The following is a 24832-nucleotide window of genomic DNA, read 5'->3' on the forward strand; positions in this document are numbered from 1 at the left end:
AACGGCGTTGTTTGGCTATTATTCTGCCCCTTTCTCCGCCTCGTTGAGCACCCTATGTCGCCCCTGGATCTGGGTACGGCCCCCCTCGGCCGCTTGTTTCTGCGCTATGTCACGCCGACGGTGGCCGCCATGCTGGTCACCGGCGTCTATGTCACCATAGACGGCATCTTCGTCGGGCATCTCCTGGGTCAGGACGGCCTGGCGGGCATGATGCTGGCCTATCCCATCTGCGCCGTGCTCTATGCGGTGGGGGCGCTGATCGGCATGGGATCCTCCTCCCTGGTCTCCTTCTGCCTGGGCAAGGGGGAGCAGGCCAGGGCGCGCCACATCGTCGGCAATGCGCTGGTGATGGTGCTCATCGCCTCGGCCGCGCTCACCTTCATCGGCATTCGTCATGGTGCCGCCATGCTGGCCTGGATGGGGGCAGAGGGGGATATCTTCACGGCCGGGGCCGCCTACTTGCGCTGGTACGCCTGGCTCGGGGTCTTCGCCGTGCTCTCCATGGCGTTTACCGCCCTGCTGCGCAACGACGGCCGCCCCGGGCTCACCACCTGGATCCTGGTGGGGGGCGGCGTGCTCAACGTGCTGCTCGATTACCTGTTGATGGCGGTGATCCCCTGGGGGCTGGCGGGGGCGGCCATCGCCACCATGATCTCCCAGGCGATGACGGGGGGATTGTGCCTGTGGCACTTCCTCGGCAAGGGCAGCGAGCTGCGCATCCGCTGGGACAGTCTGCGTCCCGATTGGCGGCAGATTGGCCAAGTCCTGCGTCTGGGGGCCTCCAGCTTCCTGATGTATCTCTATCTGTCCGTGGTGCTCTCCATGCACAACAAGGCTCTGCTGGCGGTGGGCACCTCGCTCCATGTCGCCGCCTACGGGGTGGTGAGCTACACCGAGGCCTTCTTCTATCTCATCTTCGAGGGGATCGCCATGGGCATCCAGCCCATCGCCAGCTTCAACGCCGGGGCCGGGCTGTGGCAGCGGGTCATCCGGGTGCGCAACCTGGCCCTTGGCACCACCCTGGCCATCGCCCTGGTGGCGCTGTTGCCGCTCTATCTCTGGCCCGAGGGGGCCGTCTACCTGTTTGCCGGCGACAACCCGGCCCTGCTGCCGGTGGCGACCCTGGGGATCTGGCTCTACTTCTGGGGCCTGCCGCTGGAGGGGCTGCTGCTGGTGGGGTCGACCCACTTTCAGGCCATCGGCCGGGCCAGGATGGCCTCCCTGCTCACCGGGGGCAAGCTGGTGCTGATCGGCGGCTTCCTGTGGATCTTTTCCACCCTGTGGGGGGTGGCCGGGGTCTGGCTGGCCCTGCCCAGTTGCAGCGCCCTGCTGGTGATCATCATGGTGTGGGCCATGGGGCAGGAGTCGGCTCGCCATGGCGCGGCCCGGCCATGACAGGGCGAGCTCATCCCACGATGGAATAGCAGGAGGGCAGCCGATGGGCTGCCCTCCTGGTTTTCACGCCCCGTTCAGGGCTTGAAGGCCCCGATGAAGATGGCGGGATCGACGCGGGCATCGTTGAGGCTGACGTTCCAGTGCAGGTGGGGGCCGGTGGCGCGTCCGGTGGAACCGACCCGGCCGAGGACGGCGCCCCTTTGCAGGGTCTGGCCCTGGGTGACCTCCGTCTTGGAGAGGTGGCAGAACATGCTGATGAGCCCCTGGCCATGGTCGACGAACACCGTATTGCCGTTGAAGAAGTAGTTGCCGATCAGGATCACCTTGCCGGCGGCGGGGGACTTGATGGGGGTGCCGGCACCGACCGCGAAGTCGAGGCCGGAGTGGGGGTTGCGCTCCTCGCCATTGAAGAAGCGGCGCAGGCCGAAGGGGCTGGAGAGCGGGCCCTGCACCGGCTTGTCGAATAGCAGGTTGCTCGGCTGGGTCTGGCTGAAGGTCTGATAGGCCTGGGTCTGCTCCGCCAGCTCGCGCTGGATCCGGGCGAGATCATCCGGATCGGGATTGACCTGACGCTTGTTCTTGAGCTTGATGCGCTGCTCGCGGTAGTGCTTGTCGGTGACGGTGAACCCCAGGGTGCGGCCATCGGCCAGGCTGAGCTGGTGACGCCCCGGCTTGCTCTTGAGCGGTATGCCGACGATGGCGATCCACCGTTTCTCCTCCTCCTTGACCACCAGCACCGGCTTGTCCTGATAGCGGGGAGCGGGAGACTGGCCCCCCTCGTCGAGGGGGATGACGGCGACACCGCCGGGTACCGGCTGGTTGAGCAGGCGGCTGATGAAGCCGGATTCGGCATGGAGGCTGGCGCTGCACAGCAGCAGACACAGAGAGAACAAGAGGCGCATGGGGGCTCCGGCATGGGTCATTGAGGGGGCGATGATGCCACATTGTCATCCGGCTGTCTGGCGTCGGCGCTCGGCACTGCGGTCCGGGGGAGGCGTCATGGCGGCTTGCGTCATGTTCAGACGGTGCAAGCGCATTTCATTGGCGTGTGCTATTTACTTATGGGTCAGTAGTAGTTGGGGCGCTGAATGACCCCAACAGTCCGGTACTGGGTGGCAAGTGGTTCAGTCACAGTACATGGAGCGTACCTACCTCAATGGATTGGCTGGAGGCTGTGATGAAAATGACCCCACTAGTAACGATTGGCGCCGCGACCGGCCTGCTGGTGTCGGGCGCCGCCCTGGCGTTCAACGGCACCATCACCATCACGGGAGAAGTCACCGCGGGCACCTGTGACATCTCGGTCAACGGTGGCAACTCGTCGGCGTTCGTGACCCTGCCCACCGTCAGCACCAATGCCCTCTCCGGTCTTGGGCAGACCGCCGGCACCACGGGCTTCAAACTGGATCTCACCAGCTGCCCCACCACGGGTTCGGTGCGCGCCTACTTCGAGAACATAGGGGTCGAGCAGAGTACCGGGAACCTGAGCAACAAGGCGGTGGCCTCCGGCGGCAAGAACCCCGCCGCCAACGTCGAGGTGCAGATCCTCTCGGCCAACAGCACGGCCATCGATCTGAGGGACAACACGGGCAACGATGTGCTGGTCGACTTCAGCGCCACCGGGGATGCCACCCTCTACTACAGCGCCCGCTACATCGCCACGGGGACGGTGGGAGCCGGTCTGGTATCGGCGGATCTCATCTACTCCCTCGATTATCACTGAGTGAGCGCCCATGACCCCGCTGGCGAGTCAGGCCCTTGGCGTCAGGTGGTGGGGCCGTCTGCTGATAGGCACCCTGGCCCTGCTTCCCATGCTGGTCTGGGCCCAGGTCCAGATATCCGGCACCCGGGTCATCTACCCCGCCACGGCCCGTGAGGTGACGCTGGAGCTGACCAACAAGGGCATGGCGCCGGCGCTGGTGCAAGTCTGGATGGATGCCGGCGATCGCCGGATCCGGCCTGGGGCCGACCAGCTGCCCTTTCTCATCACTCCTCCCATCACCCGCATCGAGGCGCAGCGGGGTCAATCCCTTCGCGTCGCCTATGTGGGGCAGGGCTTGCCGGCCGACAAGGAGTCCGTGCTCTGGCTCAATGTGCTGGAGGTACCCCCCAGTGCCAAGGCGGCCATGGCGGGCCAGAACCTGGTGCAGCTGGCCTTTCGCTCCCGGATCAAGCTGTTCTACCGGCCCCAGGGGTTGCCCGGCGATATCCAGCAGTCGGCCAATCGCTTGCGCTGGCAGCTGGTGCCCCGGGCCGAGGGCTATGTGCTGCGGGCCAGCAATCCGGGCCGTTTTCACGTCAGCATCAGCCATCTCCAGTTGCAGACAGCCGAGGCCAGGGCGTTCAGCAACCGCAGCGGCGGCATGGTGGCGCCGGGGGACAGCTTCGATTTTCCGCTGGAACAGTTGCGGGGCGCCGTGAAGGCCAAGGCGGTGAACTTCTACTGGCTCAATGACTACGGGGCCCGGGAGAGGGGCCGCTTTTCGTTCAACTGACGCGCAAGGGGCCGGCGTTTTCGGTCCCCTATCCGGCCCTTGTTCGTCCCTGGAAGGAGGTGAGCCCTGATAGCCCGTGAGCGTCCTGCCATGCCTCCCCCCGGCTTTTCGCTTTCCGGCCTCCGCGCGCTGTGGCGGGGTGCTCATCTCGGGTGGTTGCCGCTCTTGCTGCTCATCGGCCAGGGGGCCATGGCCGCCGAACCGGCCGCGGCGCCCGCCGCCGAGGTGGAGTTTGACAGCCAGCTGCTGAGCAGTCTCGGCATGGAGATAGACTTGACCCGTTTTTCCCGCCCCGACTTCGTCCCCCCCGGACTCTATCAGCTCGACATCATCATCAATGGCAAGGAGAAGCTGAGCCAGCGACTGGAGATACGGGCGGGGGAGACCACCGACGCCCCCCGCTTCTGTTTCAAGGCCAGCCAGGTCGAGCAGTGGGGCCTGCTGGTCGAGCGCCTCCCCCGTCAGCGGACGGTGAAGACACTGCTCAAGAGCGACTGCATCGAGGTGGCGGCCCTGGTGCCCGAGGCCAGCTTCACCCTGGACTTGCCCAGCCTGACCGGCGCCCTCAGCCTGCCCCAGGCCTATGTCGGGCGGGTGCGCCGCAACCATGTGGGGCCGGATCAGTGGGTCGAGGGGATCAACGCCGCCTTCGTCGGGTATAACGCCAACCTCTATTACAGCGACCAGCGTGGCGCCTCCGAGCGGCTCAGCGGCAACGTCAACCTCAATGGCGGGCTCAATCTGGCGGGCTGGCGTTTGCGCCACAACGGATCCTTCGAGGGCCATGGGGACTATCGGGCGCTCAACAGCTATGTCCAGCGGGATGTCACGGCAACGCGGGCCCAGCTCACCCTGGGGGAGTATTTCACCCCGGGGGACAGCTTTGACAGCGTCCCCTTCACCGGCATCCAGCTCGCCAGCGATGATGCCATGCTGCCGGATTTCGAACGGGGCTTCGCCCCCGTGGTGCGCGGCAGCGCCGACACCAATGCCAGGGTCACCATACGCCAGGGGGGCGACCTCATCTATGAGACCCAGGTCGCCCCGGGGGCCTTCGCCATCGATGATCTCTATGCCACCAGCTTCGCCGGGGATCTCGATGTCACCATCACGGAGGCGGATGGCCGCAGCCGCAGCTTCACCCTGCCTTTCTCCTCCGTGGTGCAGATGCTGCGCGCAGATGCGTCCCGCTTCAGCCTGACCCTGGGCCGCCATCGCGGCGACAACGGGGATCAGGGCCCCCATTTTCTGCAAGGCACCTACCGGCGCGGCCTCTCCAACACCCTGACCCTCTACGGCGGGCTCATCGGGGCCCAGGATTACGGTGCCCTGCTCGGCGGCCTGGCACTCGGATCCGACTATGGCGCCCTGGCCCTCGACGTCACCGGCTCCTGGGCGCGGGATCTGCCCGCTGAGTCGGGCCTTGCCGAGGCGCAGTCGGGTCAGAGTTATCGCCTGGCCTACAGCAAGCAGATGGATTACACCCGCACCTACGTCACCCTGGCCGCCTACCGTTTCTCGAGCGAGGGGTATCTGGATCTGAACGACATGGCGGTGCTGCAGGGGGAGAGCCCCAGCCTGGTGCAGCGGGAGCGCAACCGTTTCCAGCTGAACATCAGCCAGCCCGTGGGGGAGCTGGGGGATCTCTATCTGAGCGGCATCACCCGCAACTACTGGGGGGGAGAGGGGAACAACAGCAGCTTCCAGCTCGGCTACAACAAGGGGTTTGGCTGGGGCAGCCTCACCTTCTCCGCCAGTCACTCCCTCGACGATGACGGCGGGAACCAATACGTGCTGAGCCTCAGCATCCCCATAGGCGATAGCCTGGGCAGCCCCCGCCTTGGCAGCACCCTCTCCTATCAGGAGGGACAGGGCCATCTGATCCGGGCGGATCTCAATGGCGGAGCCCGTGATGGTCGCCTCTATTACGGCCTCTATGCCAGCCATGGCGGCGGGACGGCCAGCCATTATGGCTATGGCGGCAACCTGCAGTATCAGGGGGCCAAGACCCAGCTCGGCGTCAGCACCAGCCAGGGGGAGGATTACGCCCAGTACGTGGCATCGGCCAAGGGGACTCTGCTGATCCATGAGGAGGGCTGGGCCCTCGGCCAGAGTCAGGGGGAGACGATGGCGCTGGTGGAGGCCAGGGGCGCCCAGGGGGCCAGGATAAGCCAGGGGATCGGCAGCGAGGTGGATGGGGATGGCTACGCCGTCGTGGCCGGGCTCAATCCCTATCGCAACAACATCATCAGCCTGGATCCGAGCGGCCTGCCGGTGGACGTGGAGATAGACGGCAGCGCTCAGCTGGTGGCGCCCAGGCGCGGCGCCATCGTCAAGCTCGACTACCAGACCCGGATTGGCCAGCCCCTGCTGCTGCAGGCCAGCCTGGGGAGCCAGGAGCCGCTGCCCTTTGGCGCCGATGTGGTGGACGCCGTCGGTCGCTCCGTGGCCGTGGTGGGTCAGGGGGGCCTCATCTTCGTGCGCGGTGAACCGGGGCCGCTCCATGTGGAGTGGGGCAAGGGCGACCATCAACGCTGTCGCCTGGACTATCGGCAACCCGAGGTGGATCCCGCCATTCCCTATCAGCAGGTGGCGGCTCGCTGCCTGCGGGAGGAGGCGCGGTGATGGGGCAGAGAAAGGCGCCCTGCCGGGCGGGTCAGGCTGGCCGGGGAGGCACTATGACAAACGGGATTCGATATGCTCTGTTGTGCGGGTGCCTGCTGGCTCAGGGGGGCGCGCAGGGGGCCATCAATCTGCTGGCGACCCGTCTCATCTACCCGGCAGAGGCGACCGAGGCCAGCCTCATGGTGCGCAACGACGATGGGGCCCCCAGCCTGTTGCAGGCCTGGGTCGATGAGGGGGAGGCGAACCTGGGGCCAGGCCGGAGCGAGGCGCCCTTTCTGGTGACGCCGCCCGTGATGCGACTGGGGGCGGGCAAGGGGCAGGCGCTGCGGATCTACAGGGTGGCGAGTCGCCCCCTGGCCCGGGATCGGGAATCCCTGTTCTGGCTCAATGTGCTGGGATTGCCCCCCAAGGCGCAAGCGGCGGGGGCCAGGGTGCAGATCGCCTATCGCACCCGCATCAAGCTGTTCTATCGCCCCGCCGGCCTGGCGGGCACCCCCCGTCAGGCGGTGGCTCGCCTGGTCTGGCGGCTGGAGCCTGGACAGGGGCTGAGGGTGCGCAATGGCAGCCCTTTTCACATCAGCGTGAGCGAGGTGTTGCTGGAAGGGGGGCAGGGGCCGCAGGCCTGGCGCCAGGCGGCGCTGATCCCGCCCCTGGGGGAGTTGAGGCTGCCTATGGCGGGGCTCAAGAACGTCCGTCGTGGCCGGCTGCGCTGGATCGATGACGATGGCAATTACCATGAACAGGGCTTTGGGCTGGGAGGGGGATGATGGGGGAAGATCGCAAGGGACCGGGCCTGAGGGGGCTTGGCACAGTGCTCATCTTGCTGGTGGCGCTCAGTTACCTGCCCGGGGCCCATGCCGTCAACGGCCAGTGCATCAGTCCCTTCATGGCGACCGTGCCCCTGGCCAGCCCGTCGGCGCTCTACCAGCCAGGGGAGGAGACCGGCGGTACGTTTGCCACCACCAGCTCGGCCAGTTGCGACTGCACCGGCATCACCCTGGGTCTGCTGACGACGACCCATTATCAGGGCACCACCACGCTGCCCACCATTGCCGACCCGATGGGCACCCTGATCAGGCTCAATGACTACTTCGGGCTCAGGGTGGCGTTCAACGTGGGGGGGAGCTATCAGACCGTGCCATTCAATGCGACCACGTCAGGCGTGCTGCTGCTCTGTGTCGGCAATCTGCTCGACCTGGCGCTCGGCGGCATCCATGTCAATGGCGGCAGCTACACCCTCAAGCTGCTCAAGGGGATCACCGGCACCCAGACCTTCAGCGGCACGGTTGCCAGCCTGTTCGTGCGCCGGGTCAATGCGCCGGATACCGGGGTCGGCAACGAGTTCAGCCGGCTGGCCATGAACATCAGCGTCACCTCGACCCCGAGCTGCCAGTTCCCGGCGGGTAGCAGCATTCCCCTGGATCTCGGCGCCGTGGCCCAGAGCGCCTTCGTCGAGGGAGGCGTGCCCCAGGGCTATGCCCCGCGCAGCGTCAACGTGAGCGTGACCTGCAGTCAGGTGCCGAGCGACTATATTACTCCCCTCGATTACCGTTTCGGCGGTGCCCTCGCCAGCCAGGGCAACTTCATCACTACCTCTCTGGCGGGGGTGGGCCTAGGGCTGCTCGAGCAGGATGGGGACACACCTATTCCATTGGATACCGGCATCGCGGTACCCTATTCGCACATTACCCACAAGACAGATTACAGGGTGAGGGTGTACCCGACCAGGCTGCCGGGCCAACCGGTGCGAACCGGATCCTATACCGCCACCATCATGGTGACGGTGACGGTACCCTGAGCGCCCTCCTCCCCGACAACCGAACCGAGGCTTAATGATGAACAGTAACCGCGCCTTGCGCGTCGAGCCCCAGCGCCACCCCCTGGGTCGTGGCTGGTTGTGGATCCGAAGCGGATTCGACATCTTCAACAAGGGCATGGGGCCGAGTGTCGCCATGTTGCTGCTCTGGCTCGGCATCGGCCTGCTGATCGAGCAGCTGCCGGCGGGGGGCTTCATCTCCCAGCTGCTCTACATGGTGTGGATGGCGGGCTGGATGGTGGTGGCCAAGGGCGGTGACGAGCAGGGACGGCTGACCTTTTCCGATCTCTTCGCCGGTTTTCGTCACCGTTTGACGCTACTGGTGATGGGGGGCCTGCTCACCCTGGGTCTCTTCACCCTGGTGGTCATGCTCTGTCTGGGGCTGCTCTCCCTGTGGGGGCTGGAGGATATCTTCAGCCAGGATCCGGAGCAGCTCACCCTGACGGTGGAGCAGGCCAGGGGCGTGCTGCTCTGCCTGCTGGTGGGGATGGCGCTGCTGGTGCCCGTATTGATGGCGGTGACCTTCGCCCCGGCGCTGATCTATTTTCACGATGTCAGCGTCTGGCAGGCCGCCAGGCTGAGCTTTCAGGGGTGCCTGCGCAACATGTGGCCCTTCCTCTGGTGGGGCCTGCTGGGCTGCGCCATGTTGCTGCTTGGCACCCTGCTGATGCTGATCGGCCTGCTGGTGGTGCTGCCCGCCCTCAACTACTCCATCTACATGGCCTATCAGGATATTTTCCTCGCGCCCAGGGAGGAGGGGGAGCCACTCCCCATGACGGGCTTCGAAGCCTGATCCCGCGATTAATAAGGGGCCGTTCGGCCCCTTTTCATTGCCAGAGCGGATCCTCGGCCATCCGGGCCACCAGAAAGTCGAGGAAGCTGCGCAGCAGGGGAGACATCTGTCTGCGGGTGCCATAGACACCGTAGACCCCGAGCCGTTTGGGCTGCCACTCAGGCAGCAGGGCCACCAGCTCCCCGCGCGCCAGGTGCTGCTCCACCGAGTAGCGGGGTTGCAGGCTGATACCGGCGCCCGCCAGGGTGGCGCTCAGCAGCAGGTTGGAGATGTTGGCGCTGAGGTTGCCGCTGACCGGCACCGACTGTGGTCCGCTTGGCCCCTGAAACTCCCACAGACTCTTGCCGAAATAGGTGTAGGTGAGGCAGTTGTGCAGGGCGAGATCCTGGACGCTCTGCGGGATCGGGTGCCTGGCCAGATAGGCCGGGCTGGCGCAGACCACGGAGTGGCAGGTGCCGAGGCGGCGGGCCACCAGATTGGGATCCAGATCGTTGGTGATGCGCACGGCCAGATCGATGCGCTCCTCCACCAGGTTGACGGTTCTGTCCAGCAGCAGGATATCGATGGCGGTGCCGGGATACAGTGCCAGATACTCGTTGGCCGCCCCCACCAGCAGGGCATCCGAGAGAGAGTAGCTGCTGGTGATGCGCAGCTGGCCCTTGGGCGCCTCGTCACCGCGGATGGCGATCTGCTCCATCTCCTCCCCCAGTGCCAGCATGGCCCTGGCCCGGTTCAGCGCCTCTTCCCCCGGCCCGGTCAGGCTGAGGCGACGGGTGGTTCTGTGGAGCAGGCGGGCCCCCATCCAGCGCTCCAGCTCGGCCAGGTAGCGGGAAACCATGGCGCGCGACATCTCCAGCCTCTCTCCGGCGCCGCTCAGGCTGCCCTGTTCTACGACGCTGACGAAGACCCGCAACGCGGTGAGTCGATCCATCTTCAGACCTCTATATGATCGATATAAGCAACAGTGATGCGCTTTTTATGCGGTATTTGTACCTTAAGTGATCCAATACACTCTGTCCATCTGATGAACCCCGCTAACTTGTTGAGGAATACCGAATGAAGCGCACCCTGATCCACAATCTGACCCTGGCGACCACCCTGCTCAGTGGCGCCGCCATGGCGGTGCCGCTGAGCGTCACCGTCTACAACCCCGGCGAGAACGCCATCTTCCCCGTCTCCTCCTCCCTGGTGGCCGGTGACAAGGAAGCCATCCTGATCGATGCCCAGTTCGACGTGAAGAGTGGCCAGGCGCTGGTGGAGATGATCAAGCAGAGCGGCAAGCAGCTGACCACCGTCTACATCAGTGGTGGCGATCCCGACTTCTATTTCGGTCTGGAGCCCATCATGGCGGCCTTCCCGAACGTCAAGGTGCTGGCCGATCAGCACGTGGTCGATCACATCAACAAGACCAAGGATGCCAAGCTGGCGTACTGGGGGCCGATCCTGGGTGAGAGCGCGCCCAAGAGCCTGACCATTCCCCAGGTGATGACGGCGAGCCATCTGACCCTGGAGGGGGAGACGATCGAGGTCAAGGAGATGAACACCCCGACCGCCTACCTGTGGGCGCCGTCCATCAAGACCGCGTTCGGTGGCGTGCCTGTCTACAGCGGCGTGCATGTATGGATGGCCGACAGCCAGACCAAGGAAGCCCGCGCCCACTGGGTCAAGACCCTCAATGCGCTGCTGGCCATGAAACCCGAGCGCGTCGTGCCCGGCCACTTTCTGGGGGACGAGCCCAAGGGCGTGGATGCCGTCACCTTTACCCGTGACTATGTGCAGCGTTTCGAGCAGGCGCTGGCCAGGAGCAAGGGTTCTGTTGCGCTGATCGAAGGGTTGAAGCAGGCTTACCCGTCCCTGCCGGTCGATGACGGCCTGGCCATCGGTGCCAAGGTCAATACCGGCGAGATGAGCTGGTAAGACCAACGCCTGCTTCCCTGTGTTTTTTTACCGGGCCCTGGCCCGGTTTTTTTGTCATTGAACAAAGAGGCGAACAGCATGTCGATACCTCACAAGACACTGCATTATGTGTACGACCCCCTCTGTGGCTGGTGCTATGGCGCGGCGCCCCTGCTGGCCGCGGCGGCCACCCTGGCGACGGTGAGCATCCGGCTCCATCCGGGCGGGCTCTGGCTTGGGGAGCGGCGTCAACGGATGGGACCGGCGCTGCGGGACTACGTCAAACCTCACGACGAGCGGATCCAGGCGATGACGGGGCAACCTTTCGGTGAGGTCTACTTCAACCGCTTGCTGCTCGACGAGACGCTCATGCTCGATTCGGCGCCCCCCATTCGGGCCATCCTGGCGGCGGGTGCCCTGGGGGCGGACGAGCTGACCCTGCTGCAGCGGATCCAGAGTGCCCACTATCGGGACGGCGTCTGGGTCGGGGATCTCGCCACGCTGACCCGGTTGGCGACCGAGCTGGGGCTGGACGAGGCGGCCTTTCGCCACGCCTATGAACAGCAGGCGCTGGAGCCCGCCCTGAGGGAGAGTCAGGCCTGGCTGCGTCGCCTCGGGGGCCAGGGTTATCCGACCCTGGGGCTGGCGTGGGGGGATGAGCTGCAGCCCATCGCGGTCGGGGCCTACCTGGGGGATCCCGCCGCCTTCCTGGCCCGTCTGCAACAGGGCTGATGATCTGCGCGGGTGCCCAGGGGAGGCGAGGGCAGGCGGGCGCTGGCGTCGATCGCCTTGTTCCTCAAGCACTTATTGGGCATGCTAGGGGCCGATTTTATCGGCAAGCAGTGGAGATATATGAACCTTCGCGATCTCGAATACCTGGTGGCGCTGGAAGAGGAGAAGCATTTTCGCAAGGCGGCGGAGCGTTGCTTCGTCAGCCAGCCGACCCTGAGCGGTCAGTTGCGCAAGCTGGAGGACGAGCTGGGGGTGATCCTGATCGAGCGTACCTCCCGCAAGGTGCTGTTCACCCCCGCCGGTGACGCCATGGCCGAGCAGGCCCGCAAGGTGCTGCGGGAGGCGCGCGAGCTCAAGAGCATAGGCCAGCACTTCGCCGAACCCATGTCGGGGGAGATCCACATCGGCCTCATCCCCACGGTCGGCCCCTATCTGTTGCCCCACATCATCCAGGATCTGCGCGAACATTTTCCCAAACTCGAGTTCTACCTCTACGAGGAGCAGACCCAGCTGCTGATGAAGCGGCTGGAGGAGGGGGAGCTGGACTGCGTGATCCTGGCGGAACTGGACGGCATGGACGGTTTCGGCTCTCTGCCGCTCTATGAGGAGCCCATGTGGTTGGCGGTGCCCAGGCAGCACCCTGAGGCCCAGGCCAAGGCGGTGCCGCTTGGCAATCTCAAGGGCAAGAAGCTGCTGATGCTGCAAGACGGCCACTGCCTGCGGGATCAGGCCATGGGGTTCTGTTTCGCCGCCGGCGTGGGGGAGGACGTGCGCTTCAAGGGCACCAGCCTGGAGACGCTGCGCAACATGGTGGCGGCGGGCAGCGGCATGACCCTGATCCCCCGGCTGGCGGTGCCTGCCCAGCGTGACGAGGGCGGGGTCAGCTATAGGCCCGTGGTCGATCCCGTGCCGGGGCGGGCCATCTCGCTGCTCTATCGCCACTATTCGGTGCGTCGCCCCTGCTTCAATGAGCTGGCGGCCCGCATCCGCACCCTGATGAAGGCACATCTGGCTGCTTGACCCAGGAGTCTGACACAAAAAAACCGGCGCCAGTGCGCCGGTTTTTTCATGGGTTTTGTGAGGGAGAGCCGCATCATTCAGAACAGATCGTCGGTGGAGACGGGGCCCTCGCCATAGTAGCCGTCACCATAGACGCGATTGCCGTCCGAGCTCGGGGTCGCATAGCGGGTCGGCTCGGTCCCTTCCTTGAAATACTCGGTGGTGGTGGCGCCGCTGTGGGAGAGCAGCCCGGTCTCGCCATCGATCGGCAGCTTGATGATGCCCTCGGGCACCGGCATCGGCTGCTCGGGCACCTTGTCGAGGGCCACCTTCATGAAGTCGATCCAGATGGGTTGCGCCGCGTTGCCGCCAAACTCGCCTCCCGCGGTCTGATCGCGACCCATGTTCGGGTTGTAGGCGGCCCGGCCCAGGGCCCGCTGATGGTTGTCAAACCCGATCCAGGCGGTCGCTACCAGATTCGGGGTATAGCCGGAGAACCAGGCATCCCGGGATTCGTTGGTGGTCCCGGTCTTGCCCGAGATGTCGCGACGCTTGAGGTCGCGGGCCGCTCGCCAGCCGGTGCCCATCCAGCCCCGGCCACCCCAGATGGCGGTGGTCAGGGTGTCCGTGATGAGGAAGGCGCTCTGGGCGCTGATGGTCTGGGGCGCCAGATTGTTGGGCACCACGGGGTCGATGGCGCACTGGGCGCGCCAGTCACCGGCCACGTTGAGGTAGGCATCGGGGGCGTTCATGTCGGCGGTGGCCAGGGTGCCGCAACCACGACAGGCGGCGGCAGGGTTGGCGGAGAACAGCGTCTTGTCGAAGCTGTCTTTCACCTCGCTGATGAAGTAGGGGGTCACCTGATAGCCGCCATTGGCGAGCATGGCGAAGCCGCGTACCACCTCCAGCGGAGTGAACTCGGCGGCCCCGAGCGCGAGGGATTCATGGCGCTGTATGTGTTCGCGGGGGAAGCCGAACCGGGTCAGGCCGTCGATGTAGGTGTCGAGGCCGATGGCCCGCATCAGCCGCACCGACATCACGTTCTTGGACTTGGCCAGACCGATGCGCAGGGGGGTCGGGCCCTCATAGACGGCCGGGGAGTTCTTAGGTTGCCACATGGGGCCCTTGGCGGGATCCCACTGGTTGATCGGCGCATCGTTGATGATGGACGCCAGGGTATAGCCCTGCTCCAGGGCGGTGGCATAGAGGAAGGGCTTGATGTTGGAGCCGATCTGGCGGCGCGCCTGGTCGACCCGGTTGAACTTGGACAGCTCGAAGCTGAAGCCGCCCACCAGGCCCTCGATGGCACCATCGGCCGGGTTCATGGCGACCAGGGCCGCGTTGACGTCCGGGATCTGGGCCAGGATCAGGGTCTCACCCTGCTCTCGCACCCAGACCTGGGCGCCCACTCTCAGCACATCCCTGGCGCTCTTGGGGGCATTGCCCTGACGGGAGTCCGTGATGAAGGCGCGAGCCCACTTGATGCCATCCCAGTTCAGCTCGGCCTGCTTGCCGTTCTTGAGCACCAGGCTGGCGCTCTTGTCCCCCAGCTTGGTCACCACGGCGGGGATCAGGGGGGAGTAGGTGGGCGCCTTGTTGAGGTGTGCGACTATCTGGTTGTAGTCCCACTGGGGCTCCCCTTCCTTCCAGAGCTGGGCGCTCGGGCCACGGTAGCCGTGACGGGTGTCGTAGGCGATGATGCCTTCCAGCAGGGCCTCCTTGGCGGCGCGCTGGCGGTTGGCACTGACGGTGGTATAGACATGCAGCCCCATGGTGTAGGCATCTTCGCCGAACTGCTCCACCATCTTCTGGCGCACCATCTCGGCCAGATAGGGGGCGTGCAGTGTGGTCTCGGCACCATGGTAGCGAGCCTTGATGGGCATCTTGCTGGCTTCGTCATACTGGGCCTGGGTGATCTTGCCGGTATCGAGCATGCGACCCAGCACCACGTTGCGGCGGGCGAAGGCGCGCTCGGGAGAGCGAATGGGGTTGAGCATGGAGGGGGCCTTGGGCAGACCCGCGATGATGGCGATCTCGTCCAGGGTGAGCTCGCTCACCTCCTTGCCGAAGTAGACCTGGGCGGCGGCACCGACCCCGAATGAGCGATAGCCCAGGGGGATCTTGTTGAGATAGAGCGCCAGAATGTCGTCCTTGCTGAGATTCTGTTCGATGCGCCAGGCGAGGAAGACCTCCTTCACCTTGCGCACTATGGTCTTTTCATTGGTCAGGAAGAAGTTGCGAGCCACCTGCTGGGTGATGGTACTGGCCCCCTGCTGAGGACGGCCAGAGACGGCCCAGACCGTGGCGGCCCGCAGGATCCCGATGGGGTCTATACCGGGATGCTCGTAGAAACGGGCGTCTTCGGTGGCCAGCACCGCATCGATCATGGGCTGGGGGATCTCGCTCAACTGCAGCGGAATACGACGAATCTCGCCAAACTGGGCGATCAGTTCGCCGTCGCGGCTGTACACCTTCATGGGGGTGGCCAGTTTGACGTCGCGCAGGGCCGAGACATCCGGCAACTGGGGTTTGATGTAGAAATAGATGCCAATGAGGCTGGCGACACCCAGCACGGCACCCAGCATCATCACAATAAACAGGCGTACGAGCCATTTCAGCATGGAAGAACTACCAATCGTCTTAAAATTAACCAAAGGGCGCAGAGTATACCCTCACCGTCTGCGAAAACTCGATATTTTCTGGCAGGGGATCGCTGGCCAAAGAGCGCTCAGATTAGCATCCCGGGCCCTTTTCACCAAGCCGCGCCAGGATGACCATTGTACTGGCGATATGGTGAAGATGTGTTATGGCACTGATAATTCAACCATTCTAAATTGAGGTCTCCCTCAACATGGCGCCAGCTGTTCTACAATCAATGCCAAAACCAGCAACGCATGGATGTGTATATGGTTGGGCTATTCAAGAAAGGAACTCTGATCCCCCTGATAGGGGTGGATTTTGGCAGCCAGTCCATCAAGGCGGTCACCCTCAACGGCTCTGCGGCCAGGCCCAGGCTCGAATCGGTTGCCGATGTGCCCATGCCCAAGGGGGCCTTGATCGACTATCAGGTGCAGGACATCGAGCGGGCCGGCCAATCCCTCAAGGCTCTCAAGCGACAACTGGCCGGCAGCAATCAGCAGGTGGCGACCGCCGTGACCGGATCCAACGTGATTACCAAGGTGATACTGGTCGATGCCAGTCTCAGCGAGGGGGAGCTGGAGGATCAGGTTCAGCGGGAGGCTGAGCAACTCATCTCCTATCCCCTGGATGAAGTCAGCCTGGACTTCGAGGTGCTGGCTGACGCTGCCGAGACGGATCGCCAGCGGGTATTGCTCAGCGCCGCCCGCACCGAGAGCGTCAATGGTCGGGTCAGCGCCCTGGCCGAAGCCGAACTGGCCACCCGGGTGGTGGATGTCGGGGCCCATGCCCTGGTGCGTGCCGTGCTGGCCTGTCAGCCCGAGCTTGCCAGCCTGGAAAAACCGGTGGCGGTCATCGACATAGGGGCGAGCGCCATGACTTTTGCCGCCCTGCAAAGGGGCGAGGTCACCTATTTTCGACTGCAGAATTTTGGTGGCGACCAGTACAGCCAGGCCATCTCCTCCTTTTATAACCTCCCATTGGAAGAGGCCGAACTCGCCAAGACCCAGCAACAGTTGCCTGCCGACCATGAGATGGAGGTGCTGCAACCCTATCTGCAGAGCCTGTTGCAACAGGTGCGCCGCAACATCCAACTGTTTGCCAGCTCGTCGGGGCAGCGGGAGCTGGCCAAGCTGGTGCTGACCGGGGGAGGGAGCCTGGTCGTCGGCCTGGCCGACATGCTGCGCCAGGAGTTATCCCTGGAGGTATTGCATCCCGATCCCTTTGCCCTGTTTGGCCGTGGCGCCGATGACGCCCGTGGCCATGGCGCCAAGTACATGACGGCGTTTGGTTTGGCCCTGCGGAGCTTCACCCCATGTCAAATATAAACTTGCTGCCTTGGCGTGAAGCCAAGCAAAAGCGCGAGAAGACGCAATTCGGGATGCTGTTCGGGGTTTGCCTCGCGGTGACGGCCTCTCTGGGATTTGCGGTGGACTGGTTCGTCAACCAGCAGATAGCCCAGCAGCGCGGTCTGAATCAGCGTCTGGTACAGGAGATGGCCACCCTGGATGCCCAACTGGGCGAGATCCGGCTCATCAAGGAGAAACGCCAGAGTCTGCTCGACAGGATGCATCTCATCGAGCGGTTGCAGCAGCGGCGCAACTTGCCGGTGCGCCTGTTCAACCAGTTGCCACTCCTGGTGCCCAATGGCGTCTACCTCAACACGCTGGCGTTGAAAAATGATGCCATTGATGTGAACGGCAAGGCGGAAGCCTATGGCCGGGTGGCCAGCATGATGCGTCGCATCGACGGGGCCGGCTGGCTGGGAGCATCGCGAATAAGCACCATCTTCGCCTCGGATGTGGCCCCCGTCGCCCTCAGCCAGTTCTCCATGATGTTTCAGGTCACAGAGTCGCCGGTCGATGGCATGGGGGACAAATCATGAATCTGCAACAATTCAACGATCTGGATCTGAACAACATAGGTGGCTGGCCCAAGGCGGCCAAGCTGCTGCTGATCCTGTTCGGCTGTGCCCTGCTCGCTGCCGCCATCTATTACTATGTGGTTGCTAGTTCCCTGACCGCCTTGACCCAGGAGCGAGGCAAAGAGGGGGATCTCAAGGCGCAGTTCGAGAGCAAGGCCATGCTGGCCGCCAGCTTGCCCGCCTACAAGACGCAGTTGATCGAGCTGGAGCAGCTGGTCGAGACCCAGCTCAAGCAGTTGCCCAATACCCATGAGGTCGCCGGCCTGCTCGATGACATCAGCTTCATCGCGACCGACAATGGCCTCACCCTCAGGCGCATTCACTGGGAGCCTGAGACGCCCCATGAGTTCTCTACCGAACTGCCCATGCGCATCGAGGTGGCCGGTACTTATCATGAGATAGGCAAGTTCACCGCCGCCATGGCAGCCCTGCCGCGCATCGTCATCCTTGATTCCTTTACCCTGAGCCATGGCACCGGCAGCGACATCATCGCCATGTCCATGCTGGCCAAGACTTACAAATACAATGGCAATGCCGGAGGGCAGAAAAAATGAAACGGCTAACCGGATGCTGGCTCGTGCTCGTGCTGGCCGGTTGTAACAGTCAGGAGAACCTGGAGGGTTACATCAGTGAGGTCAGGGCCAGGCCACCAGTTGCCATAGCACCACTGCCCACCATCACGCCCTTCTCCCCCATGGGCTATGATTCGAGTGACAAACGAAGCCCATTTATCGCGCCCCAGCCGGAAAGCCGCGCCGGGGTGGAGCAAAAACCCAAGGCTGATTGTGCCCAGATCGTTGCCGACAGACCCAAGGAGGTGCTGGAGAACTATTCGCTGGCAAGCCTGGCCATGCAGGGCACCATGGGCCGACAGGGGCAGTTGTGGGCGCTCATTCGCACGCCGGATGGCCAGTCGATGCGCATGGGGCTGAATCATTACATGGGGCTGGATCAGGGGAGGATCATCCGGATCAGCAAGACGGCGGTCGATCTGCTGGAGACCATACCCGACGGCAAGGGGTGTTGGGTGACGCGAGAGACCCAGTTGGTGATGGCGGGTCTCGAGGCAAAAAGATAATCAGGGATGAGCATGAGGTTCGCGGCCGGTAATGACCCATCTTCTTGAAGCAACACGATAATCAGGGACGAGCGTCGATGAGAACAACAATAGCGATACTTTTCAGGGTGGCTGCGCTGTTACTGGGTAGTGGCTTGCAGCTGGCATGGGCGATCCCGACCCTGCAGGAGGTCAAGGTCAACCCCCTGTTGGCCGGTGAACTCCTGCTGGAGCTTGGCTTCAGCGAGCCCGTATCCGGGTTTACCGATCGCCTGGACTATCAACCGAACCAGCTGATGCTCAGCATCCCGGGGGCGGTCGGGGCGCTCAAGGTCAATCCGCTGCCCATCCAGCAGGAGGGGGTCGACAGCATCAAGGTCGATGGCAAGGGTACCGGGCTGGAGGTGCGGATCGCACTGGACAGATTGATGCCCTATCAGGTGCGTCAACAGGGCAACAAGCTGCTGGTCTCCCTCGGCGACAAGGCATCCAAGCCTGAGCCGGCCCCCGTCGCCAAGGCGCCCATGCTCTCGCCCGTCAGCAATGGTGCTCAGGGCGGTGCCTATTTCAATTCGGTCAAGGGGGTCGACTTTCGCCGGGGCAAGGATGGCCAGGGGGAATTTCTGGTGCGTCTGGACAACAGCTCGGCGGCCGTCGATGTCAGCAGTACCGGGCAGAAGGTGGTCGCCAAGTTTCATGGCACCCGGATCCCGGATGACCTGCTGAACATCATCAATGTGCTGGATTTTGCGACCCCGGTCTCCCAGATAGAGACGTTTCGCCAGGGCAATGACACCCGATTCGAACTGGCGGTGACCGGCCAGTTCGATTATCGCTACGATCAGGCGGACAAGCTGTTCATCATAGAGGTGAAGAAACGGGCACCGGTTGGCACGGTTGCCAAGCAGTACAAGGGCAAACCCATCTCCCTGAACTTCCAGGACATACCAGTACGCACCGTGTTACAGCTCATCGCGGATTTCAACAACCTCAACCTGGTGACCACGGATTCGGTTTCAGGCAACATCACCCTGCGTCTCGATGGGGTGCCCTGGGAGCAGGCGCTCGACATCATTCTCAAGGTACGGGGGCTGGACAAACGGCTCGATGACAACATATTGCTGGTGGCGCCGGCCGAAGAGATAGCCGCCCGCGAGAAGCAGCAGCTGGAGAGCCGCAATCAGGTGGCGGATCTCGCCCCCCTCTACACGGATTACCTGCAAATCAACTACGCCAAGGCGGCGGAAGTGGCGGCCCTGCTCTCCTCCGAGAGCACCAAGCTGCTCTCGACCAAGGGAGCCGTGAGCGTGGATGAACGCACCAATGTGCTGGTGGTGAAAGACACGGCTGAGGTCATCAGCAACATCAAGCGGATGCTGGACATCCTCGACATTCCGGTCAAGCAGGTGGTGATCGAGGCCAGGATGGTGACCATAGATGATGGCTTCGACGAGGCGCTCGGGGTGCGCTGGGGGGTGACCAAGAACGATGGTCACGGCAACAGCACCTCGGGCACCATAGAGGGCAATGACAGTTCCAATGGCACTGGGGTGGCGGGCAATATCGAAGACAGGCTCAACGTCAATCTGCCGGTAACCAATGCCGCCGGTACCCTGGCCTTCCAGGTGGCCCGTCTCGCCAACGGCACCCTGCTGGATCTCGAACTCTCCGCGCTGGAGAAAGAGAGCAAGGCGGAGATCATCGCGAGCCCTCGCGTCACCACGGCGAACCAGAAGCCGGCGTTGATCGAGCAGGGTACCGAGATCCCCTATGTGGAGTCCTCCTCCAGCGGCGCCACCTCGGTCACCTTCAAGAAGGCGGTGCTGAGCCTCAAGGTGACGCCGCAGATCACCCCGGACAACAGGGTCATCCTGGACTTGACCGTGACCCAGGATACCAAGGGGGAGACGGTACCGACCGGTACCGGGGATGCGGTCTCGATCAATGCCCAGTCCATCACCACCCAGGTGCTGGTCAACAACGGGGAGACTCTGGTGCTCGGCGGCATCTATCAGCAGACCATCAAGAACGATGTCAGCAAGGTGCCGCTGCTGGGGGATATCCCGGGTCTTGGCGCCCTGTTTCGCAAGACCACCAGCGAGAACAAGAAGCGGGAACTGCTGATTTTCGTGACCCCGAGGATAGTGACCGACAGCTTCTGAATGCTTTACATGTGAGGGTAAAACACATATAACCTTACGCCCCAATGAGGCTGGGGCGTAAGGGCTGCGGTTGCCAGTCCCGATTTCTATTGAGATAATCCCCCTCCTGATCCATCGAAAGATAAGGTTCATAGGTACCCCGATCCATAGTTCATCGGGGTCGTACAGTTTGTAATTACTAACGAAAAGACATGGCTGAGAAACGCAATATTTTCCTGATAGGTCCCATGGGTGCGGGCAAGAGCACCATAGGTAGACATCTGGCAGAACAACTGCATATGGAGTTTTTCGACTCAGATCATGAAATTGAGCGCCGCAGTGGTGCCGATATCAGCTGGGTGTTCGATGTTGAAGGCGAAGAAGGTTTCCGGATCCGCGAGGAGAAGGTGATCGGCGATCTGTCCGAGCAGCAAGGCATAGTGCTGGCAACGGGCGGCGGAGCAATCAAGAGCCGCGAGACCCGCAACAAGCTCTCTGCCCGCGGCATCGTCGTTTACCTCGAAACCACCATAGAGAAGCAACTGGCACGCACACAGAGAGACAAGCGTCGCCCGCTGCTGCAAACCGAAGAGCCGCCCCGCGAGGTACTGGAGCGTCTGGCGCAAGAGCGCAACGCCCTGTACGAGGAAGTGGCCGACTTTGTTATCCACACCGATGATCAGAGTGCTAAAGTCGTCGCCAATCAAATCGTCAAGCTGATCGGTATGTAATCTCGAGGACGTCCATGGAAAGGTTGAAGGTCGAACTGGGTGAGCGCTCTTACCCCATAGAAATTGCGGCTGGACTGTTGCAGCGCCCCGAGGCGCTGACTCAGGCCATCAAGGGCAAGCGGGTCATGATAGTGACCAACACTGTCGTGGCGCCCCTCTATCTCGAGCGGGTGAGCCAGCTGCTGACGGATTATCAGGTAGAACACCTGATCCTGCCGGATGGTGAGGCGCACAAGACCCTGGCGACCTTCGAGCGCATCATGTCTGCGCTGCTTGAGACCAACCATGGACGCGATACCACACTGATCGCCCTGGGTGGTGGTGTGATAGGGGATGTGGTGGGCTTCGCGGCCGCCAGTTTCCAGCGTGGCATCCCCTTCATTCAGGTGCCCACCACCCTCCTTTCCCAGGTCGACTCCTCCGTCGGCGGCAAGACCGCCGTCAACCATCCCCTCGGCAAGAACATGATAGGTGCCTTCTACCAGCCCAGGCTGGTGGTCATCGACACCGAGTGCCTGCAAACCCTGCCCGCGCGCGAGTTTGCCGCCGGCATGGCCGAGGTGATCAAGTACGGCATCATCTGGGATGCGGATTTCTTCCACTGGCTGGAACAGAACATGTCCCGGCTGCAACAGCTGGATCCGGCGGCGCTGGCCTATGCCATCAAGCGTTGCTGCGAGATCAAGGCGGAAGTGGTGGCCGAGGATGAGACGGAGCACGGCGTGCGGGCGCTGCTCAATCTGGGTCACACCTTCGGTCACGCCATCGAGGCGGAGCAGGGCTACGGCAACTGGCTGCACGGTGAGGCGGTTGCCGCAGGCATGATGCAGGCTGCTGCCACGGCCCGCTTGCGCGGCCAGCTCGATGGCGAGCAGGAGGAGCGGATCCGCGCCCTGCTGCTGGCCGCCGGACTGCCGGTGAAGGGCCCTGCCGGCATGGGGTTCGATGCTTACCTGCGCCACATGCGCCGCGACAAGAAGGTGCTGGCGGGCAAGCTGCGCCTGGTATTGCCGGTGGGGATTGGTCATGCCGAAGTGGTGGCCGATGTGTCTGATGCCCAACTGCAGTCGGTGATCGAGTCCGAATGTGAGTAAGTTACTCCAGTTTCCCTCCCAGCGGCAGCTGGTCGAACGGCTGCTGCATCTGATTGAATTCAATCACCCCTTCATTTTTCTTTCCGGTCCGGCCGGCAGCGGCCGTGCCACCCTCTGCGAGTCCTTGCTCAGCCGTCTGCCCGAGAAGGTGACCGTGGTGAGCCTCATCGGCCGCCCCGACATGAAGATGGCCGAGGTGCGCCAGTTACTGCTCGAGCAGGTGGTCGACAGGCCCCTGTTCAATCCTCAGGATGCCCTGGCCGACAGCTTCTTTCGCATGCTGGAGGGCAAACCCGCCACCCTGCTGCTGCTCATCGAGCGGGCCAGTGACCTGCCCACCGAGCTGCTTGGCGAGCTGTGGGCCCTGTGCCGCCACAACGATACCCTGACCAGACCCCATCAGCTGGCGATCCTGCTCAGCGGGGATGACGGCTGGTGTCGCAGGGGACGGGCGGGGCTGAAGGGGCGGGCCATGCCTGCCCTGGAGCTGGAAGTCGCGCCCCTGAGCGCCCCCGAACAGCGGATCTTCCTGTATGAAAAGGCGAAGGCACAGAAGATACCGGCCAGCCTCTTGCCCAAGAGCAAGGTAGAGGAGATCCTGAGCCAGGCGAAAGGCCACCCGTCCACCATCATGCAGGCCCTGGAGGATATCATGACCGACAGAAGACCCAAGAAGCCCCAACCCAAGCTGCCCATCAAGACGGTCGTGCTGGGGTTTGTCGCCGTCATCGGCATCTTGTTGGCGCTTACTTACCTGGTGCCGGCGCTGCTCGGGGACAAACCGGAAGGCGTGGCGGGAAATCAAGCCCTCGAGGCCCCGCTGCCACTGCCCATCCCAGGCGAACAGCCGCAAGGGTCCCTGACCCAGGAGGGATCAGCCCAGAGCGGAGCGATCGGCACCGGCAGTGGCAACCAGGACAGCGCGGCCCTGGTGCGTGACTGGCAGGCGGAGAGTCAGGACCTGCCCAAGGCGGTACAGAGCGAGACGGTGACAGCGGATGCCGGCAACTACGAGGGGCGCCGCCTGGTCATTTCCGATGACGTGGTCGAGAAGCTGATGACTCAGCCCGGCGTCAGCGGTGCCCTGCCGACCGAGGTGGTCAAGGAGCTGACCGGCGAGGCCGCCCCCGGCAAGCCCCAGAGTCAGGCCGCTCAACCCAGCCAGGGCGCAGCACCGGCCCAGCGCCAGACAAGCACAACCCAACTTGACCCGGGCAAGAGCCAGGAGCCGACCGTGGCCGCCCCCCGTGTCCCCCTGACGCCGGTCGCCACCTTGCAGAAGAAGGCGAGGACCCACTACAGCGTGCAGCTGATGGGGGCGAGCAATCGCCCGGCGGTCGACAAGTTCGTGGCCGAACACCGTCTGGCCGGCAAGATCTGGCTCTATCAGACCCAATTTCGCGGCAGTCCCTGGTTCGTGGTGTTGCAGGGGGATTACGGCAGTGCCCAGCAGGCGAAGGCGGCGATCCGCCAGTTGCCGCCGGCCCTGCTCAAGGGACAACCCTGGCCCAAGTCGTTCGCCCAGGTACAAAAAGAGCTGAAGCCATAGCAGCAGGTCGGATAAGGGGGTAGAATCGTCCCCCTTTTTGGGTTGCTGCCTCCTTAACGCCGGATTTCCATGAAGAAAACACGCGCTTTTTTAAAATGGGCCGGGGGAAAATACTCCCTGGTGGAAGAGATTGCCGAGCGGTTGCCAGCAGGGCGTGTGTTGCTTGAACCCTTCGTCGGCGCCGGATCCGTGTTTCTCAACACCGACTATGACGCCTATGTGCTCAATGACATCAATCCGGATCTGATTGCGCTCTACAACCATCTCAAGCAGAAGCCGGATCGGCTGATCGCCGAGGCGCGCAAGCTGTTCGTGGCCGACAACAACCACAAGGCGGCTTACTACCGGCTGCGTACCCAGTTCAATCAGACAGAGGGCAGCTTCGATCGCTCCCTGCTGTTCCTGTTCCTGAATCGCCATGGCTTCAATGGCCTGTGCCGCTACAACAAGAAGGGCGGCTTCAACGTGCCATTCGGTTCTTACAAGAAGCCCTACTTCCCCGAGAAGGAGCTGTGGGCCTTCGCCGAGAAGGCGCAAAAAGCCACCTTCATCTGTGAGAGCTATGCCGACGCCATCAAGCGGGCGGAGCCGGATTGGGTGATCTACTGCGATCCCCCCTATGCTCCCCTCTCCACCACCGCCAGCTTCACCACCTATTCCGCCGGGGGCTTCACCCTGGACGATCAGGCGATCCTGGCCCGGCTGGCCCGCCATACGGCCGCCGAGAAGGGGGTGCCCGTGCTCATCAGCAACCACGACATCGAGCTGACCCGCGAGCTGTATCGCGGCGCCAGGCTCGACGAGATCCTGGTCAAGCGCACCATCAGCCGCAATGGCGGCACCCGCAACAAGGTGGCCGAGCTGCTGGCGCTCTATCCACCCGGCATCGCCCCCGAGCAGGGCTGGTATCCCGGAGATCTGATCGAGAGCGAGGCGAGCGCCTGAGCA

At 63.5% G+C, this 24832-nt stretch carries 22 protein-coding genes; 19 read left to right on the forward strand and 3 right to left on the reverse strand.

What is annotated here, in order from left to right; translation table 11 throughout:
• The first annotated feature begins 54 nt into the window (after positions 1 to 54).
• Complete coding sequence (locus ACLHZ1_RS16660) at positions 55 to 1395, forward strand: MATE family efflux transporter (protein ID WP_427262980.1); 1341 nt, start codon at positions 55 to 57, stop codon at positions 1393 to 1395.
• Between the two features lie 74 nt (positions 1396 to 1469).
• Here the strand turns inward: ACLHZ1_RS16660 and ACLHZ1_RS16665 are convergent, their stop codons facing one another.
• On the reverse strand, positions 1470 to 2297 hold the full coding sequence (locus ACLHZ1_RS16665; protein WP_427262981.1) for a peptidoglycan DD-metalloendopeptidase family protein: 828 nt from the start codon (positions 2295 to 2297) through the stop codon (positions 1470 to 1472).
• 275 nt (positions 2298 to 2572) lie between these two features.
• On the opposite strand from ACLHZ1_RS16665, the gene ACLHZ1_RS16670 reads away from it, so the two are divergent.
• The 6 genes from ACLHZ1_RS16670 (at position 2573) to ACLHZ1_RS16695 (ending at position 9124) form a co-directional block, all read left to right on the forward strand.
• Complete coding sequence (locus ACLHZ1_RS16670; protein ID WP_427262982.1) at positions 2573 to 3118, forward strand: fimbrial protein; 546 nt, start codon at positions 2573 to 2575, stop codon at positions 3116 to 3118.
• A 10-nt stretch (positions 3119 to 3128) separates the two neighbouring features.
• Positions 3129 to 3890, forward strand: coding sequence for a fimbria/pilus periplasmic chaperone (locus tag ACLHZ1_RS16675; protein WP_427262983.1), 762 nt, complete (start codon positions 3129 to 3131; stop codon positions 3888 to 3890).
• Between the two features lie 165 nt (positions 3891 to 4055).
• Entirely contained in the window at positions 4056 to 6515 is a 2460-nt protein-coding gene (locus ACLHZ1_RS16680) for a fimbria/pilus outer membrane usher protein (RefSeq protein WP_427262984.1), read from the forward strand.
• 53 nt (positions 6516 to 6568) lie between these two features.
• The gene (locus ACLHZ1_RS16685) at positions 6569 to 7282 is read left to right on the forward strand and encodes a fimbrial biogenesis chaperone (RefSeq protein WP_427262985.1); all 714 of its coding nucleotides are present in this window, start codon (positions 6569 to 6571) and stop codon (positions 7280 to 7282) included.
• Positions 7279 to 8313 (forward strand): fimbrial protein, encoded by a 1035-nt coding sequence (locus tag ACLHZ1_RS16690; protein WP_427262986.1) that lies wholly within the window; start codon positions 7279 to 7281, stop codon positions 8311 to 8313. The genes ACLHZ1_RS16685 and ACLHZ1_RS16690 overlap by 4 nt, the downstream gene beginning before the upstream one ends.
• A 37-nt stretch (positions 8314 to 8350) precedes the next feature.
• Positions 8351 to 9124 carry a BPSS1780 family membrane protein gene (locus tag ACLHZ1_RS16695; RefSeq protein WP_427263004.1) on the forward strand — a complete coding sequence of 258 codons (774 nt, stop codon included), beginning with the start codon at positions 8351 to 8353 and terminating at the stop codon, positions 9122 to 9124.
• A gap of 34 nt (positions 9125 to 9158) precedes the next feature.
• On the opposite strand, the gene ACLHZ1_RS16700 is transcribed toward ACLHZ1_RS16695, so the two are convergent.
• A complete protein-coding gene (locus ACLHZ1_RS16700) occupies positions 9159 to 10055 on the reverse strand; it encodes a LysR family transcriptional regulator (protein ID WP_427262987.1) in 897 nt (298 codons plus the stop codon).
• Positions 10056 to 10180: 125 nt separating this feature from the next.
• Between ACLHZ1_RS16700 and ACLHZ1_RS16705 the strand changes: the two genes are divergently transcribed.
• From ACLHZ1_RS16705 to oxyR, 3 genes are all read left to right on the forward strand, one after another.
• On the forward strand, positions 10181 to 11041 hold the full coding sequence (locus ACLHZ1_RS16705; protein ID WP_427262988.1) for a Vmh family MBL fold metallo-hydrolase: 861 nt from the start codon (positions 10181 to 10183) through the stop codon (positions 11039 to 11041).
• Between the two features lie 78 nt (positions 11042 to 11119).
• Positions 11120 to 11752 carry a DsbA family protein gene (locus ACLHZ1_RS16710; protein WP_427262989.1) on the forward strand — a complete coding sequence of 211 codons (633 nt, stop codon included), beginning with the start codon at positions 11120 to 11122 and terminating at the stop codon, positions 11750 to 11752.
• 120 nt (positions 11753 to 11872) lie between these two features.
• Complete coding sequence (gene oxyR, locus ACLHZ1_RS16715) at positions 11873 to 12772, forward strand: DNA-binding transcriptional regulator OxyR (protein WP_408792675.1); 900 nt, start codon at positions 11873 to 11875, stop codon at positions 12770 to 12772.
• Between the two features lie 77 nt (positions 12773 to 12849).
• On the opposite strand, the gene ACLHZ1_RS16720 is transcribed toward oxyR, so the two are convergent.
• Positions 12850 to 15372, reverse strand: a complete 2523-nt coding sequence (locus ACLHZ1_RS16720) for a penicillin-binding protein 1A (protein ID WP_427262990.1) — start codon at positions 15370 to 15372, stop codon at positions 12850 to 12852.
• 285 nt (positions 15373 to 15657) lie between these two features.
• Between ACLHZ1_RS16720 and pilM the strand changes: the two genes are divergently transcribed.
• The 9 genes from pilM (at position 15658) to ACLHZ1_RS16765 (ending at position 24829) form a co-directional block, all read left to right on the forward strand.
• Complete coding sequence (gene pilM, locus ACLHZ1_RS16725) at positions 15658 to 16716, forward strand: type IV pilus assembly protein PilM (protein WP_427262991.1); 1059 nt, start codon at positions 15658 to 15660, stop codon at positions 16714 to 16716.
• The gene (gene tapN, locus ACLHZ1_RS16730) at positions 16704 to 17273 is read left to right on the forward strand and encodes a PilN family type IV pilus biogenesis protein TapN (RefSeq protein WP_427262992.1); all 570 of its coding nucleotides are present in this window, start codon (positions 16704 to 16706) and stop codon (positions 17271 to 17273) included. The genes pilM and tapN overlap by 13 nt, the downstream gene beginning before the upstream one ends.
• A complete protein-coding gene (tapO, locus tag ACLHZ1_RS16735; RefSeq protein WP_427262993.1) occupies positions 17270 to 17866 on the forward strand; it encodes a PilO family type IV pilus biogenesis protein TapO in 597 nt (198 codons plus the stop codon). The genes tapN and tapO overlap by 4 nt, the downstream gene beginning before the upstream one ends.
• Complete coding sequence (locus ACLHZ1_RS16740) at positions 17863 to 18390, forward strand: pilus assembly protein PilP (RefSeq protein WP_427262994.1); 528 nt, start codon at positions 17863 to 17865, stop codon at positions 18388 to 18390. The genes tapO and ACLHZ1_RS16740 overlap by 4 nt, the downstream gene beginning before the upstream one ends.
• A gap of 77 nt (positions 18391 to 18467) precedes the next feature.
• The gene (locus tag ACLHZ1_RS16745) at positions 18468 to 20531 is read left to right on the forward strand and encodes a type IV pilus secretin PilQ (RefSeq protein ID WP_427262995.1); all 2064 of its coding nucleotides are present in this window, start codon (positions 18468 to 18470) and stop codon (positions 20529 to 20531) included.
• Between the two features lie 191 nt (positions 20532 to 20722).
• Complete coding sequence (gene aroK / locus ACLHZ1_RS16750; protein ID WP_041993090.1) at positions 20723 to 21241, forward strand: shikimate kinase AroK; 519 nt, start codon at positions 20723 to 20725, stop codon at positions 21239 to 21241.
• A gap of 14 nt (positions 21242 to 21255) precedes the next feature.
• Positions 21256 to 22335, forward strand: a complete 1080-nt coding sequence (aroB, locus tag ACLHZ1_RS16755) for a 3-dehydroquinate synthase (protein ID WP_427262996.1) — start codon at positions 21256 to 21258, stop codon at positions 22333 to 22335.
• Positions 22328 to 23884, forward strand: coding sequence for an SPOR domain-containing protein (locus tag ACLHZ1_RS16760; protein WP_427262997.1), 1557 nt, complete (start codon positions 22328 to 22330; stop codon positions 23882 to 23884). Before aroB ends, ACLHZ1_RS16760 begins: the two co-directional genes overlap by 8 nt.
• A 69-nt stretch (positions 23885 to 23953) precedes the next feature.
• The gene (locus tag ACLHZ1_RS16765; protein ID WP_427262998.1) at positions 23954 to 24829 is read left to right on the forward strand and encodes a Dam family site-specific DNA-(adenine-N6)-methyltransferase; all 876 of its coding nucleotides are present in this window, start codon (positions 23954 to 23956) and stop codon (positions 24827 to 24829) included.
• The last annotated feature ends 3 nt before the right edge of the window (positions 24830 to 24832 follow it).

The sequence above is a fragment of the Aeromonas sobria genome, assembly GCF_050266975.1.
Classification (GTDB): domain Bacteria; phylum Pseudomonadota; class Gammaproteobacteria; order Enterobacterales; family Aeromonadaceae; genus Aeromonas; species Aeromonas sobria_B.